The sequence below is a fragment of the Desulfovibrio sp. SGI.102 genome, from assembly GCF_050314315.1.
GTDB lineage: Bacteria > Desulfobacterota > Desulfovibrionia > Desulfovibrionales > Desulfovibrionaceae > Desulfovibrio.
In genome coordinates this window covers 41,014-56,244 of the sequence record NZ_JBNPNC010000008.1, presented here as the reverse complement: position 1 = coordinate 56,244, position 15,231 = coordinate 41,014, and the positions used below count along the sequence as shown (strand labels likewise).

General features: G+C 68.4%; 11 protein-coding genes. 3 read left to right on the top strand and 8 right to left on the bottom strand.

Annotation, left to right across the window (positions count from 1 at the left end):
* Positions 1-21: 21 nt before the first annotated feature.
* Both ACQRCJ_RS03510 and ACQRCJ_RS03505 read left to right on the top strand, forming a co-directional pair.
* Positions 22-2,064 carry a hypothetical protein gene (locus ACQRCJ_RS03510; protein ID WP_427799363.1) on the top strand — a complete coding sequence of 681 codons (2,043 nt, stop codon included), beginning with the start codon at positions 22-24 and terminating at the stop codon, positions 2,062-2,064.
* Entirely contained in the window at positions 2,061-4,322 is a 2,262-nt protein-coding gene (locus tag ACQRCJ_RS03505; protein WP_427799359.1) for a hypothetical protein, read from the top strand. Before ACQRCJ_RS03510 ends, ACQRCJ_RS03505 begins: the two co-directional genes overlap by 4 nt.
* A gap of 551 nt (positions 4,323-4,873) precedes the next feature.
* Here the strand turns inward: ACQRCJ_RS03505 and ACQRCJ_RS03500 are convergent.
* From ACQRCJ_RS03500 to ACQRCJ_RS03475, 6 genes are all read right to left on the bottom strand, one after another.
* Complete coding sequence (locus tag ACQRCJ_RS03500; RefSeq protein WP_297137545.1) at positions 4,874-5,356, bottom strand: hypothetical protein; 483 nt, start codon at positions 5,354-5,356, stop codon at positions 4,874-4,876.
* Between the two features lie 17 nt (positions 5,357-5,373).
* Positions 5,374-6,357, bottom strand: coding sequence for a class II fructose-bisphosphatase (gene glpX, locus ACQRCJ_RS03495; protein WP_006006325.1), 984 nt, complete (start codon positions 6,355-6,357; stop codon positions 5,374-5,376).
* 145 nt (positions 6,358-6,502) lie between these two features.
* Positions 6,503-8,155 carry an NAD+ synthase gene (locus ACQRCJ_RS03490; RefSeq protein WP_337810260.1) on the bottom strand — a complete coding sequence of 551 codons (1,653 nt, stop codon included), beginning with the start codon at positions 8,153-8,155 and terminating at the stop codon, positions 6,503-6,505.
* 9 nt (positions 8,156-8,164) lie between these two features.
* Complete coding sequence (locus ACQRCJ_RS03485) at positions 8,165-10,006, bottom strand: UbiD family decarboxylase (protein ID WP_303739876.1); 1,842 nt, start codon at positions 10,004-10,006, stop codon at positions 8,165-8,167.
* Positions 10,006-10,497 carry an NUDIX domain-containing protein gene (locus ACQRCJ_RS03480; protein WP_168934465.1) on the bottom strand — a complete coding sequence of 164 codons (492 nt, stop codon included), beginning with the start codon at positions 10,495-10,497 and terminating at the stop codon, positions 10,006-10,008. The genes ACQRCJ_RS03485 and ACQRCJ_RS03480 overlap by 1 nt, the downstream gene beginning before the upstream one ends.
* 113 nt (positions 10,498-10,610) lie before the next feature.
* A complete protein-coding gene (locus tag ACQRCJ_RS03475; protein WP_289616474.1) occupies positions 10,611-11,279 on the bottom strand; it encodes an L-threonylcarbamoyladenylate synthase in 669 nt (222 codons plus the stop codon).
* On the opposite strand from ACQRCJ_RS03475, the gene ACQRCJ_RS03470 reads away from it, so the two are divergent.
* On the top strand, positions 11,278-11,751 hold the full coding sequence (locus tag ACQRCJ_RS03470; RefSeq protein ID WP_006006317.1) for a 23S rRNA (pseudouridine(1915)-N(3))-methyltransferase RlmH: 474 nt from the start codon (positions 11,278-11,280) through the stop codon (positions 11,749-11,751). The genes ACQRCJ_RS03475 and ACQRCJ_RS03470 overlap by 2 nt on opposite strands.
* Positions 11,752-12,091: 340 nt before the next feature.
* Here ACQRCJ_RS03470 and ACQRCJ_RS03465 read toward each other — a convergent pair whose 3' ends face one another.
* Both ACQRCJ_RS03465 and ACQRCJ_RS03460 read right to left on the bottom strand, forming a co-directional pair.
* Positions 12,092-14,374 carry an STT3 domain-containing protein gene (locus ACQRCJ_RS03465; protein WP_168934467.1) on the bottom strand — a complete coding sequence of 761 codons (2,283 nt, stop codon included), beginning with the start codon at positions 14,372-14,374 and terminating at the stop codon, positions 12,092-12,094.
* A 130-nt stretch (positions 14,375-14,504) separates the two neighbouring features.
* Complete coding sequence (locus tag ACQRCJ_RS03460) at positions 14,505-15,173, bottom strand: 16S rRNA (guanine(527)-N(7))-methyltransferase RsmG (RefSeq protein WP_204625155.1); 669 nt, start codon at positions 15,171-15,173, stop codon at positions 14,505-14,507.
* Positions 15,174-15,231 lie beyond the last annotated feature (58 nt).

Below are 15,231 nucleotides of genomic sequence, written 5' to 3'. Positions count from 1 at the left end.
CTTTGGCGGCTTTTGGCGGTCGTGCTGGCCCTGCTGCTCTGCGCCTGTTCGCAGGAGGTCATGGGCCCGCACGGCCGCAAGCCGATGCTCCTGTCCGGGACGGAACGCCCCGACAGGGCCCCCGGCAGCCTGCTGCGCGCCGATCCCGGCTATATCCAGTGGCTGGAACGCCAGTCCATGCTGGGCAATGCCGACGACCTGGCCGCCGAGGTCTCGGGCTCGGAACGCCTGTGGGGCAACAGCGGCAGCAATGACCGCCTGCCCCTGTTGCTGGACGCCGCTCCCTGCTGGCTGGAGGTCAATCCCCACACCCTGCGGGGCAAGGCCACGGCCATGCAGTCCCTGGCCCGCTCCGGCACCCTGGAAGCCTTCCGGCGGATGGGCTTTTCCGGCCTCTACCTGTCCCCGTCCCAGGAACAGGGCGCCCTCTGGCACAACCAGCTCCGCCCCGATTTCGGCACGGGCACCACGTCCCTGGCCTTCGACGCCCGCAGCGGCGATGACGAACAGTTCGCCCGGCTCAACGCCCGTGCCGCCACCAGCGGCTTCCAGCTGGGCGGCTCCCTGCCCCCGGCCGCCACAGGCCTGGGCCCGGACTTTTTCCTCCAGGCCCGCCACGCCAGCCGCTTCAGCGGTCTGTACGCCATGATGGAGGCCCCCTCCTCCCTCTGGAGCACGCTGCCCGCCTCGCCCCAGGAATGGGAATGCCTCCCCCTCAACGCCCGGCAATGCCGCGCCCTCACCGACAAGGGCCTGCTGCCCCCGGCCCTGCTGCGCGACAGCCTGCCCTGGGCCACGCCCGGCGGCTGGGCCGTCACCGGCGAAGTGCGCGGGGCCGACGGCAAGCCCCGGCGCTGGCTCTACCGCTATGCGGGCAACGTGCTGCGCCCCGTGCTGCTCTGGCAGGATCCCTCGGGACAGGCCCGGCGCGTGCTCTCCGCCGCCGTCATCCGCCATACCGGCCTGCAGCAGCAGACCCTGGCCGGGCTGCACCTTGAAGCCATCATGGGCCTGGACGTGCCGCCCGACGGCGGAGCGCCCTCCCCCCGTGACCAGCTGGCCCCCGGTCTGGAGGCCCTGGATGCCCTTGCCCGCGAGATCCACCGCTACGGCGGCTGGGCCATGCAGGCCGACATCCTGCCCCCGTCGCTGACGCCCCTTATCCAGCGGGCCCCCGTGGACCTGACCCGCGATACCGTCACCAGCCCCGCCGCCGAATATGCCCTGCTCACCGGCGATGCCGCGCCTCTGGCCGCATTGCTGCGCCAGTCCATGAACAGCGGTGTCCGGCAGGAAGGTCTGGCCCGCGGTCTGCACCAGTGGCGGGGCGTGGACTGGCGTCCCCTGCGCGACCTGCCCGGTGGCGAGGCCCTGTTCCAGCGTGCCTGCCGTCTTGCCGGCCTGCATGACGACGAATATTTCTGGCCCACCACGCCCGCCGGACTGGCCCGGGAAGCCCTTGGGCGCAAGCCCGATGCCGTTCCCGCCCGCGACCGGCGCGACACGGAACTGGAAGAAGCCTGCCTGCTGCTGCTTGCCTGGCGTGTGGGCCTGCCCGGTCTGGCCTTCGTGAGCTCGCAGGAATTGCAGGGCGCCCTGCCCCTGCCCAAGTCCACGCCGGGCACGGCTGCCAGCGCCGGTCTCGTCCCCCTGCTGGAGCCGGAGACCGCAGCCGGAGAAGTGGAGCCCGCGCCCCTGGCCTTTGGCCCGCTTTCGGAAGAGCTGCGCCTGCCCCGGAGCCCGGCAAGCATCATGGCGCGGCTGCTGCATGCCCGCGCCGTCTCCGGTGTGGCCCGGGGCCGGCTTTTGCGCGTGGTCAGCGGCCCTGCCGGGACTCTGGCCACCGTCACCCGTCTGCCTGACGGCAGCTGCTGGGTGCTGGCCGCCAACTTCGGCAGCGACAGCGCCACCCTTCGCATCCCCCTGCCCGTTTCCGGGGCAGCGCAAGATATCGTTGAACAGACGTCCCTGGCTGTCCGGGGAGGTCTGACCGTGACCCTGAACGGCCGTTCTGCCCGGCATTATCTGGTCGGAGCCGCCGCATCGCCCAAGGAGCCATCATGACAGAAAAAAATCCCGATGCCGCCAGCAAGCTGGCCTGCCCTGAAGAGGAGATCCCCATGGGCATGACGCCCTGGTCCCAGCTGGATGAAGAGGCCCGGGCCCGGGTAAGCCGCCCCGCCCCTGCCGACGGCCAGAAGAGCCCGGCCCCCGGCACAGCGTCTGTGGCCCCGGAACCGGCGCCCGCCCCGCAGCAAGAGGTCCCCATCCCCATGCCCGCCGCAGAGGCCGTGCAGGCTGAGGGCGCCCCGGCCGCTCCCGCCGCGCCCGTTGCCGCGCCGGTGGAAAGCCCTGCCGCGAACCAGACGCCCGAAGCGCCCCTGAGCATGGAAGCCGGGGAAGCGCCTGCGGCCCCTGCCGAGACTGCACAGCCCGTACCCGCGACCGAGCCTGCCGTCACCGCCGAAGAAAAGGCCGACGGCAGCGAAGCCCCTGCGGAGGACGTCGCTGCCGCTCCCGCCGCGCCTGCTGCCGCGCCGGTGGCCATGCTGGAAGCCGGGCCTGCCCAGAAGGCCTTTGCCGTACTGGCCAAGATGGGCCCCCTGGCCCTGCTCCTGCTCCTGGCCTGCCAGCTCTGGCCCACCTTCCTGACCGGCGGCCTGTACTGCCCGCCGGAAATGAAACTGATGGATACCGTCCGTGAAGCGCTGGCCAGTGGACAGTGGTTCGCGCCCCTGCATAACGGTGATGCCCAGCTGCCCGTCTTCGTCTGGATGCTGGCCGCCCTCGACCTGGTGGCCCGCATGGTGCCGCAGCTTTCGGCCTTCGTCTGGCCGGCGGGCGCCGCTCTGGGCGGGCTGGCTTGTCTGTGGGGCACCTGGGCCCTGAGCCGTGCCGCCGGTTTCGGCCCGCAGGCCGCCCTGGCCTCCGGCCTGATCCTGCTCTCCAGCCTGCTGTTCCCGCAGCTGGCGCATTTCATGGGCCCGCAGGGGCTGGCCACCGGTCTGTGCCTGCTCTCCATGGCCTTTTTCTGCATGGGCTGGAAAAAGGAACACGCCTGGATCTCCCTGCCGCTGGCCTTCCTGACCTCCGGTCTGGCCGCGCTGACCGGCGGCCTGGTCTTCCTGATCCTGCCCCTGCTGACCAGCCTCGTCCACCTGTTCTGGACCTGGCGCATCCGTCGCGCCCAGCGTCTGGACGCGCTGGCGGGCTTCCTCCTGCTCCTGCTGCTGGGTACCCTCTGGGCCGCCGCCATCATCTTCTGGGTGCAGGCCGAAGGCTACGCCCAGGCCGTGTCGGGCAAGTTCATCAGCCTGCCCTGGCCCCTGCCCGCCTTCTGGTGGCTGGCCCCGGCGCTGGCCGTGCTCGGCCTCCTGCCCTGGCTCTTCGTGGTCACCGGCGTCAACTGGGGCCGCGTGTTCGCCACCAGCTGGAAGACCCTGCGGGCCAGCCGCAAAGAAAACAGCGGCAGCTCCTTCCTCTGGATCGCCCTGTTCTTCTCCCTGCCCTTGTCCCTGCTGGGTTCCGGCCTTGCCGGTGCCACGCCCGCGCTCTGCCTGCTGGCCATCCTGCTGGGCCGCGCCCTGGTCCGCATGGGCAGCCTGGGCAGCAAGTTCTTCTATCTGGTCATCGCCCTGCTCTTCCTGCATGCGGGCATGCTGCTGGCCGCCCTGCACTTCCCCGTGGCGCTGGAATGGCTCCGCACGTCCACCTCGCTGGCCATCCCCCAGCAGTATGAGGCCCTGTTGACCAGTCTGGATGCCCTGCCCGTCCTGGGCGGCCTGTGCATCGTCTTTGCCGTGCTGCTGGCCCGCTTCACCCGCCGCGCCTGGCCCGGCGGCTCCCTGCTGGTCTGCACCCTGTTCGCCATCCTCCTGGCCCAGCCTGCCCACCTGTGGCTGGCTCCCCAGCTGGCCGGACATGCCGAGCTCAAGCTCGCCGCCGCCCAGCCTCTGAACGCCGCTGCCCCTGCCGCTCCGGCCGCTGTTAAGGAAAGCACGGCTCCTGCGGCCCCCGAAGCTGCTGCCGAAACGGCCGCACCGGAAACGCCCGCTGCTGAAGCCGCTGCTCCGGCTGAAGCCGCCCAGGCCCCGGAAACGCCGGAAGCCACCGCTCCCGCGACTGATGCCGCCGCTCCTGCGGAAACGCAGGCTGCCCCGGCCGAGGAGGCTGCGGCCCCCGCTCCCGCGGAAGGTACGCCCGCGCCTGCGGAAAACGCGCAGCCTGCCGAACCCGTGCAGGAGGCGCCCGCCGTGCAGACCCTGCCCGCGGGCCCCGAACACGGCGCGCCCATCCCGCCGGAAGCCGTTCCGGTCCAGTAAGCGCCCGTCCATAGACCAAAAACAAGGGGAGAGCCTGCCAAGGCCCTCCCCTTTTGCGTTTCCTGTTTCCTTGCCCAGCGGGAACTCCACCCGCCAGCTTCGACAAAGACTCCCGCACCTGTCTGCTGTCGGGCTGCCTGCCGCCCCACATTTCGGACAGCGGGACTGTGACAGCATCTCTTTATCCCTGCCGGACGACGTATCCGCAAACATACGGAAAGGATGCCGTCCGAGATGGCGGATCTCCCCTAGCGACACGACACCACACCAACAAATGCGAACGTACCGGACCTGCCTCCATAGCGTACTGTAAAGCAGGGAGGCCACCAGTCCCGGCCCTCTGTTTGGGCGACAGCTCTTCTTCGTTTGGCGCTTCCGTCCGTCGCCGCCGCTAAGGCTCTGAAGGCCTCGCCGTGCGAGAAAAGGACGCTCCACATCCGCCTGCCAGCAGGGAGGATGCAAACGGAACAAAGCCAAACGCCATGAAAAAAGCGCCCATCCCTCACGGGACGGACGCCTTTTTTCAGAACAGCAGGCAGGGACCTGCGATGCTAGTGGGACATGCCCTCGTCAGGCATGCTCACCTTGAGCAGGCTGCCCAGATGCTTGCGGGCCAGCTCCACTTCGCTCTTGTCCACGACGGGCATATCCTTGGGACGGGCCTGCAAGTCATTGCCGTCTTCCACGATGACAAGCGCTGCGGCCATACGGCCCATGACGCAGAAGAAGCGCCGGGCATCCCAGCCCTTGGCTTCCACCCAGCGGGCGGCATCCTCAGGATAGAGGAAATCCGCCTTGCCCCTGCGGGCCACGGGATGGGCCTCGATCCTGTTCTCACGGGCCCAGCTGCGGAACTGGGGCAGCACATCGAGAAAGCGCAGCAGTTCCTTTTCTTCCACCGGGCTCTGCCCGTCATAGACCGTCGTCACGGCGGCCGCTTCCACGTCCACCGGGGCGACCACGGTCAGGCCGCACAGCAGCAGGCCGCAAAGCAGCCCGCTGACCAGCCAGCCTTGGCATCCTGTTTTTCTCATCAAGCAACAAGCCTCGCTTAGTACTGCACGGCGCTGATCTTGGAGAGCCTGTCCATATTGTGGTAGGATTCCACATAGCGCAGGGTCCCGGTCTTGCCGCGCAGCACCAGGGAATGGGTCACCGCATGACGGGCGCTGTAGCGCACGCCACGCAGGAAATCGCCGCCGGAGATACCCGTGGCGGCAAAGAAGCAATCATCGCTGCGCACCAGGTCGTGCACGGTCAGCACTTCGCGGATGTCGATGCCGGCCTCGTTGATGGCTTCCTTCTCCACATAGGACTGGGGATCCAGACGGGCCAGGATCTGGCCGCCCATCCCCTTGATGGCGCAGGCCGCCAGCACGCCTTCGGGGGTGCCGCCGGTGCCCATCATGACGTCGACTTCGGAACGCGGATCCACGGCCATCAGGGCGCCGGCCACGTCACCGTCGGTATGCAGCTGGATGCGGGCGCCCGTGCTGCGGATGTCTTCGATGAGCTTCTTGTGACGGGGCTTGTCCAGCACGAAGACCACCAGGTCCTGCACGTTCTTGCCCAGGGCGCGGGCCACGTTGTGCAGGTTGACGTCCACCGGGGCGTCCAGATCGATCACATCGCGGGCCTCGCGGGCCACCACCAGCTTCTGCATGTAATAGCTGGGGCCGGGGTTGAACATGCTGCCGCGCGGCGCCACGGCCACCGTGGAGATGGCATTGGGACGGCCATAGGCCAGCAGGCTGGTGCCTTCCACGGGGTCCACGGCCACGTCCAGCTGCGGGCCGTCGCCCATGCCGACCTTTTCACCGTTGTACAGCATGGGGGCGTGGTCCTTTTCGCCTTCACCGATGACCACGATGCCGTCCACATGCAGGGTGGAAAAACTGTTGCGCATGGCGTCCACGGCGGCGCCGTCACCGGCCTCCTTGTTGCCGCGGCCCAGCCAGCGGGCCGAAGAAAGCGCGGCGGCTTCCGTGATGCGAACGATGTCAAGAGCCAGGTTTTTCTCTGGTGCTTCAGGCATGGTCTCTCCTCCAGATGCGAATGATGTCTGTCTGCGCTCCTGCGAGCGCTCCGGCGGCCATGCTCGTTCCCGCAGCCGCCTTCCCTTGGTATCAAATATCGTGCGCCTTGCGGCGCGTCCCCTTTTCCTCGGATAGCACGCGCCCCTACGGCATGCGGTAGCGCCCGGCCACCGGCACCTGCCAGCCCGTGCCGAAGGGCATGCGGCTGATGTGCAGGCCCAACGGCTCCTGACGGCGCTTGAATTCCGCGGCGAACAGCTTGCGGCGCACTTCCTTGCGCAGGCCCTCGTCGGCTTCCTGGGGCTGGGCCGCCGTCTGCCCGGCAAAGATCAGGCTCTCCAGCACCGGGTCCAGCACGTCGTAGGGCGGCAGGGAATCCGAATCCTTCTGCCCGGGCCGCAGCTCGGCCGAGGGGGCCTTGTCGAAGATGGCCTGCGGGATGATGGTGGCCTGACGGTGATGGTTGTACCAGCCTGCCAGGGTGTAGACTTCGGTCTTGGTCAGGTCGGCGATGACGCCCAGCGCGCCCACGGTATCGCCGTACAGGGTGCTGTAGCCCACGGCGCACTCGCTCTTGTTGCCCGTGTTGAGCACCAGCGCCCGCGCCCGGTTGGCCAGCGAGGACACCATAATGCCCCGGATGCGGGCCTGCAGGTTCTCGAAGGTGGTGTCACCGGGGAAGGTCTCGAACAGGTCGAGCCCCGGCGCCAGCGCCGCGGAAAAACTCTCCATGACCGGCTCGATGGGCAGGGTCAGGGTCCGCACTCCCAGATTCTTGGCCAGCTCCAGCGAGTCGGTCACCGAACCTTCGCTGCTGTAGGGCGACGGCATGAGCACGGCCGTCACGTTGTCCGCGCCCAGGGCCTCGGCAGCCACACAGAGCACCAGGGCCGAATCCATGCCGCCGGAAAGGGCCACGATGGCCTTTTCCAGACCGCACTTGCGGACGAAGTCCCGTACGCCCAGGGTCAGGGCGTCCCAGATGGCTTCGGGCAGGCAGGCGGGACGCGGATGCACGATGCCGCCGCTGCCCGCGGTGTCCACCAGCAGCACGTCCTCGGCAAAGGCCTTGCCGCGGGCCAGGATCTGCCCCGTGGGATCGAAGGCCAGGCTCTGGCCGTTGTACACGCGGCTGTCGTTGCCGCCCACCATGTTGACGGAAAAAAGATGCACATGATGCCGCGCCGCCACATGCGAGAGCATCTGCTCGCTCAGGCGCTGCACCCCCTTGCTGAACGGCACCGCCGCCATGTGGACGATGGCGTCCACACCGCGCTGCACCAGCTCCATGAGCGGGTTGTGGCCGCTGGCGTACTGGGTCTTCCAGAAGGCGCCGTCCTCGGTGGCCGATTCCTGGCACAGCACCACGCCAAGGCGCCAGCCGTCCAAGGCCAGGATACCGCAGGAGACGCCCCGGTCGAAGAAGCGGGCCTCGCTGTCCTGCCCGCAGGTCTGGTAGACCTTGCGCGAGACCACCGACCAGCGCCCTTTCTGCACCAGGATGGCCGCATTGGAGAGCAGGCCCGAGGCGTACACGCTGGCCACCGGCGCGCCCACCAGCAGGGGCGGCCCGTCCTGCAGGGCATCGGCCAGCATCTGCAACCCGGCCTTGCAGCCCTCGGCGAAGTCCTCGGCGCGCAGATAGCTGCCCGGGGCCACGCCGCACAGGGCCAGCTCGGGAGTGACGCACAGGTCGGCGCCCTGGGCGGCGGCCTCACGCACGGCGGCAAGGATGCGCTCGGCATTGCCGGCCACGTCACCGGTGACGGTATTGCATTGCAAGAGGGCGATCTTCATAGACGATCCTTATTCGATAAGGCCGTGCAGCGGGCCGCCCGGCGCGGCCAGGGCATCCACACGGCGTTGAACGGCGGGGTCTTCCTCCAGGGCGGGCGCATGGAAGGGCTTGATGCGGGCATCCAGCAGCAGCGGCCCTTCGCAGGACCAGTGCCGCGCGCGGACCACGGCCCCGGTGCCGTAGACGTCGGCAGCGGGATCGGAACGGCTGAAGGCCACCCAGAGGAAATTGTCGAAGTCCGCGGCGCAAAAGGCGGCATCGTCCGCCACGACCACCAGCGGGAAGGCATCGCGCTGCGGCCAGTGGGCCAGGCAGGCGGCCAGCTCCTCCATGCGCGGGTCGGTCTCGTTGCGGCCCAGCTCATGACGGGGGCCGCGCAGCACCAGGATGCCCGGCCCGGCACAGCGGGCGTCGCCGAAGCCTTCGGGCAGCGACGGCAGGTCGTGCACTTCCAGCGCCAGTTCTCGGCGCTTCTCGCCCGCCGAGGCCCAGATGAGCTTGGAGCCTTCGTTGAGGGCAAAACCGGTGTAGTCCAGCGTATCCGTGGTGGAGCGGGTGATGAAGTGCAGGTCGCGCTCGAAATCGGTACGCTCCAGCAGATGCCGGAAAAAGGCCACCACGTCCCGCGCCCGCAGTCCCGGCGCATCCTCATGCGCGGCCACCAGCACGTATTTGGCCAGGGCCGTCTGCGTGGTGCCCAGCATGTGCAGGGCGGCGGTCAGCAGTTCGCGCGGGCGGCGCTGCGCCTCGTACGGCGTATAGCGCTCGCTGCCCAGGGCCAGCAGCAGGGGGTGCACCCCGGCGGCGTCCACGGCGTGGACCTCGCGCACGCCCTGGAAGACCTGAGGCACCAGCGCGCCGGTGAGCTCGTGGATAAAGTCGCCGAAGACCGTGTCTTCCTGCGGCGGGCGTCCCACGGCCGTATAGGGCCAGATGGCGCCGGTGCGGTGATGCACGGCCTCCACCTGCAGGACGGGGAAATCATGCTTCAGGCTGTAGTAGCCCACATGGTCGCCAAAGGGACCTTCGGGCTTGAGGTGCGGCAGGATGTGACCGCTGATGCAGAAATCCGCCTCGGCCAGCACCGGCAGGGGCAGACGGCGGCTGTAATGCATGGCCGCACGGCAGCCCCCCAGCAGGCCCGCGAAGCGCAGTTCCGACAGGCCTTCGGGCAGGGGCATGACCGCCGCCACGGTGAAGGCCGGCGGCCCGCCCACGAAGATGTTCACCGGCAGGCTCTGGCCCCGCTTGAGGGCCTCGGCATGGTGCACGCCGATGCCGCGATGGATCTGGTAATGCAGGCCCACCTCGTCGGCGGCGTAGTCGTTGCCCGCCAGCTGCACACGGTACATGCCCAGATTGGAGGCATCCGGGCCGGGGCGTGCGGGATCCTCGCTGTAGACCAGCGGCAGGGTGATGAAGGGGCCGCCGTCCATGGGCCAGCCCACCAGACGGGGCAGGGCCGACAGGGCGCAGCGGTTCTCCAGCACGGGGGCCTTGGAGGTGCGGCGGGGCAGCATGTGCGGCAGCGCGGGCAGGGCCCGCAGGCTGCGCAGGGGATGCTTCAGGGCCGCGGCCGGATCGGCCTTGGCGGCCAGCACGGCTTCCACCCCGGCGAGGCTGTCGCGAAAAATGTAGTGCAGGCGCTCCGTGGTGCCGAAAAGGTTGGCCAGCATGGGGAAGGAGCAGCCCTTGACCCGCGTGAACAGCAGGGCCGGAGACTTGGAGCGGAAGGCCCGGCGCTGGATGTGCGCCAGCTCCAGATACGGGTCCACGGGCACGTCGATACGGCGCAGCTGCCCGACCTTTTCCAGATCGGCCACACATTCCTGAAGGTTACGGTAGCCCATCAGTCATCCTCCCCTGCCGGTTCCACCGGTGCCAGCGTACGTTCTCCCGCCAGCCAGCGGCCGAAGTCCGCCAGGATGCGGGCATGGTCGAAACAAATGGGCTGCGGCAGCCTGTCCAGAGGATAGAAGGCCGCCCGGGCCGCATCGTCCCCGGCTTTCAGGGCCGCCGCATCACGCGGACGCCCCACGAAGACCACGCTCATGGTATGGCGGCGCGGGTCACGATCCGGGCGCGAATACACCCCCAGCACGCCCAGCAGCTCCACATCGAGGCCGGTCTCCTCGCGCATCTCGCGCACGGCGGCATGTTCCACCTGCTCGCCGTCGTCCACGAAGCCTCCCGGCAGGGCAAAGCCGTGCGGCTCGTTGACACGTTCGATGACCACCACGCCCCGTTCGGGATCATAGATGACCACATCCGTGGTGGGCGCGGGGTTCAGATACTGGATGACGCTGTGACCACAAGCGGGACAGGTGAGTTCTTTCTGCATGGGTGCCTCCAGTGGCGCATGGTACGCCAGCAGCATGTTGGCCGCAAGCTCCATGTTCGACAGGGATTCCGATGCTCCGGGATGCGCCTTCCGCCTTTGGCGGCGGAGCGGGCTCAGGCCAGGTGCGGCGTGAAGCCCGCGGCCTTCAAAGCCTCCAGGCTGACGGCCCCCAGACGCAGCACGCGCAGGTCCGTACCGGCCAGCGGCTCCACGATGGTGGACGGCACGCCGCCTGCCGGGGCCGGGCCGCTGACCACCACGCCGTCGTCGGGCCCGGTCAGGGCCGCCAGCAGGCGTTCGTCCAGCTCGTCAGGCACACGGGCGGCCGCCTGGCCGCTGATGTTGGCGCTGCTGGCCGTCAGGGGCGCCCCGGCCAGACGGGAAAGCTGCGCCGCCAGCGGATGGGGCGTCAGGCGCACGGCAGCCTTGCCCTTGGGGTTCACCAGCTGCGGCGCCAGGGGCCGACGTCCTTCCAGCGGCGTCAGCCGGGCGGTCAGCACCACGGTCAACGGGCCGGGCCAAAAGGCCGTCAGCAGCGCTTCGGGGGCCTGCTCCAGCGTCACATAGGGGCGCAGCAGGTCAAGGCTGCCCGCCAGCAGGGGCAGAGGCATATGGACGGGCCTGCGCTTGGCCTGATACACTCGCGCCACGGCCACGGCCTGGTCGGCACAGCAGCCCAGGCCGTAGAACGTCTCTGTGGGAAAGGCCAGCACGCCGCCATCACGCAGTCTGCGGGCGGCGTCTTCCGCCGTGGATATCTGACACAACGATCGAGGAATCATGACAGGGAAACCCTTGCGCCTGCTCAGTGTGGGCAAACTGAAAGTACCGTTCTGGAAAGACGCCGCCGCCCACTACAGCCAGCGCATCAACCGCTGGCGGCGTCTGGAATGTGTGGAAGTCCGGGACGGGGACCCCGCCCTGCCCCAGGCCCAGCGCAACGAGCTGGAAGGCCGCCGCCTGCTGGAGGCCCTGGGCCCGCAGGACGTGCCCCTGGTGCTGGACGAGCGCGGCATCACCATGACCTCGCCCCAGCTGGCCCAGCTGCTGCAAAAGATCGACAACAACGCCATGGGCCGCGCCTGCTTCATCATCGGCGGCGCCTACGGTCTGGATGAGGCCGTGCGCCAGCGCGCCTGGAAGCTCGTCAGCCTCAGCAGCATGACCTTCCCCCATGAGCTGGCCCGCGTGCTCCTGCTGGAGCAGCTCTACCGCGCGGAGTGCATCATCCGCAAGGTGCCCTACCATCATTGATGCGGCCTGCGGGCGCTTGTCTGAAAAATCCGCCGGGGAGGAGCGCCCCTCCCCACCATGCGCTTCATCTCCAGAGGAGCCTTGCCGCGAGCCGCCTCCGCTCGCCCCTCTGCCGTCCATGCCCCGGCGCTCTCCATCGCGACGGACACGGCCCTGCAGACTGTCTTTGGTCACACGCCCATGCCAAAAGGGACGGCTTCGTCCGGCAAAAAGCATCCCCGCGACCGGGGCTCCCCCGGCATCCGCTTCCTCTTTTCCAGACAAAACACGCTGGGGAAGGCCAAGAGATTTGAGGAGAGGTCTGCCCTCTCCTCAAGAATCCCTCAACGTCCGCCCTTCCCTACAGCACTTCGTAGATACGGCAGAACACGTTGTCGTAGACCAGCTTGAAATAGGGCGAGATGGCCGGATCCTGCGGATTGCCCACCAGCAGGCGCACCATGAGCGAATTGTAGAGGTTGGCATCCATGGCCAGCTTCTCGTCCGTGATGCGGTTGAAGAAGAAGTGCACGTTGCGGCGTCCGGAAAGGAATTCCTGCCGCTGGGCCGCCGTGGCCCGCGGATGGCTGTCGAACCACTGCTGGATGTAGTCCCGGCGGGTGACGCCCGTCTCCTCGAACACGCTGATGGACGCCGGACGGATGGGCGTGGCGCTGTCATCCAGCAGGACCTCGCCCTTGTCCAGATTGTAGGCCACGGCCTGCGGCAGGATGGACAGGGCCGCGCCCTCTCCCTGCCGGGTCACGAAATCCCAGTTGCCGAAATTGCTGATCCAGAAACCGAGACGCAGCATCTCGAAGCTGACCGTCACGAACTGCCGCCCTTCGCCTTCCACCAGCGCCGTTTCCGGCGAGCGCAGCTTGTCCATGAGGTCCTGGGCCTGCTGGGCGTCCAGTCCGGCAAAGACCTCGCTGGCCACCTCCTCGTCGAAGGGGTCGCGCCCTTTGGCGAACTGGCTGGTATAGCGGATGAGCTGACGGGCGAAACGGGGATTGTCCGTACCCAGCACCGCCGCCGAAAGATAGAGCGGCGCTCCGGCATTGCGGGCACCGTCCGCGATGGTGAGGCGGTGGGCAAAATGATGGGCCGCGTAGCCCCAGTCCCACCACAGCCAGAGCGTGGCATCCTTGGGCACCACGGTCTGGGCCCGGCTGAGCATCTCGGCATGGCGGCGGTTGATCATGGGGCCCTGCGACATGGCCGGGATGATGTTCACGAAGGGGGCCACCAGCAGCGCCAGCAGCAGCGCGGAGGTCAGGATGCCCGTCACGTTGGGGCGCAGCTTGCGCAGCAGACGCTGGAGCATCCAGTACAGGGGCAGGGTCAGGCCCACGGCCACGATGGGCGCGCCGAACATGACCATGCGGCCGCCCATCTTGGTGCTGAGCAGGCCCAGCGCCGCCAGCGGCAGCAGGAAGAGCGCGCCGGGACGGCGGAAGATCACCCACACAAAGCCCAGCAGGCCCAGGGCCGCGGCCTCGTGCCAGGGATGGAAATAGGCCAGCACGGCCAGCAGGCCAAGGTCCTGCACTTCGGTAAGGGCCTGTCCCGCAGGCGGATAGATGAGGGCCAGCGCCCCGCTGCCGCCCGAGACCTCGGCCTTCTTCATGTACAGGGAAAGCTGGTGGGTGATGGTCTGCAACAGTTCGCCCGACAGGAAGAGGGAGCCCACCCCCAGCCAGAGGAGGATGAGGACCCAGGGGCGACACAGCCACTGGCGCAAACGGTACATCTGACGGGCACGCGTCCAGCCCGCGGTCATGAGCAGGGCGCTGAAGCCGAAGAACAGGGGGCCGCCCAGCGTGGGCAGGGCGTAGGCCAGCGAGCCCAGCAGCAGAAGGTTGCGGCGGCCGCGCGGCGCCATGACCAGGCTCATGAAGGCCAGCAGACAGACATTGTAGCGGGTCAGATAGGGGAAGACCGAGTGCCATTCCTGCGTCCACCAGGAGATGACGCCGGAAACGCCCAGCAGCACCACCCACTGCCAGCGCAGGGGGTTGCCCAGGCGCAGGTCCTGCTCGGCCAGCGAGCTGCCCCAAAGGCGTCTGGCCGCGGCCAGGCCGGAACCGACGATGAGCTTTTTCAGGATCAGCTGGGGCAGGAGCATGTAGCGCATGGCCCAGCAGGCAGGCGCCAGGGTCATGAGCAGGGGGAAGAACAGGGTCACCAGGTCCGTGTCATAGTAGCCCAGCAGCGTGCGGGCCAGGAAACCCGGCGCAAGGCTGGTCAGCAGGCCCGCCGCCACACCGGCTTCCATGCTGCCCAGGGCCCAGACCCAGGCGTAGACGATGACGGCCACGAAGCAGGAGAGCAGCGCCGGGAACCAGAAGGCCACCGCCGCGGGATAGGTCCCCAGCAGATCGGCCATGCCGCGCAGCATGACGGCCATGGGGTGCCCCACCGCATGGCCGAAACCTTCGGCACCGGCCACCCAGTGGTAGGCATCGTGCGTGGCCAGCAGCCATTCCGAGCCCAGACGGTACTCCGGGTTCTGCCAGCAGGGCCATTCCAGCATGCGCAGGGCAAAGGCCAGGCCCAGGGTCACCAGGCCCCAGAACAGGCCGTGCAGCCAGAAGGTGCGGTTCTCAGCGGTAAAATAGACGGAGACCGGTTTGTCCGTCATGCGTGCTCTCCTTTGTGGCAGAGAGTTTTCAGGCAGAAGAAGGGACGCATCCCGGGGATACGAAGAAACGTGCGGGGAAAAGGCGAAAAGCCTGGGGCCCTCCCGCGTGGGCAGCCCCTCCCCTCAAAAACTATCCTTCGGCTCTCCGGCGCAGGGCCCAGAACCAGCGGTGCACGTTGTCGGCCGTGTAGGCGAAGGACCCCACCAGCTCCCAGCCGTCGATGTCCCCGGCGGCGGGCGGCTCCTCGCGGGCCAGGATCACCACGATGCCGTCATCGGCCAGATGCGGGGCCACCAGCTCCAGCAGCTGCGGCCAAGGCATGAAGGCCCGGCTGGTGATGCAGTCGGCCTTGCGGGCCTGCTTGGGGAAAAAGTGCTCCACCCTGCCCCGGAAAACATGGGTCCCCGGCAGGGGCACGCGGGCCAGCACCGTGGAAAGGAACAGCGCCCGTTTCTCCCGGGCCTCCACCAGCCAGCAGGTGCCGCGCTGCCAGGCCATGCGCAGGGGGATGGCGGGCAGGCCCGCACCGGAGCCCAGATCCCAGCACAGGGGATCTTCGGGCAGGGGCAGGCCGTCGAGGAAGGTCGCCAGATGGAAGCTGTCGGCCACCAGGCGCTGCATGGCGTCGCGCCAGTGATGCGCGCCCACCAGGTTCATGGCCTTGTTCCAGCGGCAGAGCAGCTGCAGATATTCCGCCAGCCCGGGCAGGGCCGCCTCGGGCACCGTCACGCCCGCCTCCCGGGCGCATCGCGCCAGGGCGGACAGGGAGATGTCGTCGTGTTTCGCGTTGGGCTTCATGGGCCTTGTGTAGCCTCTGGCGGCGGGACTTGCAAGCTCTGGCGCTCTGTCGTAAAAA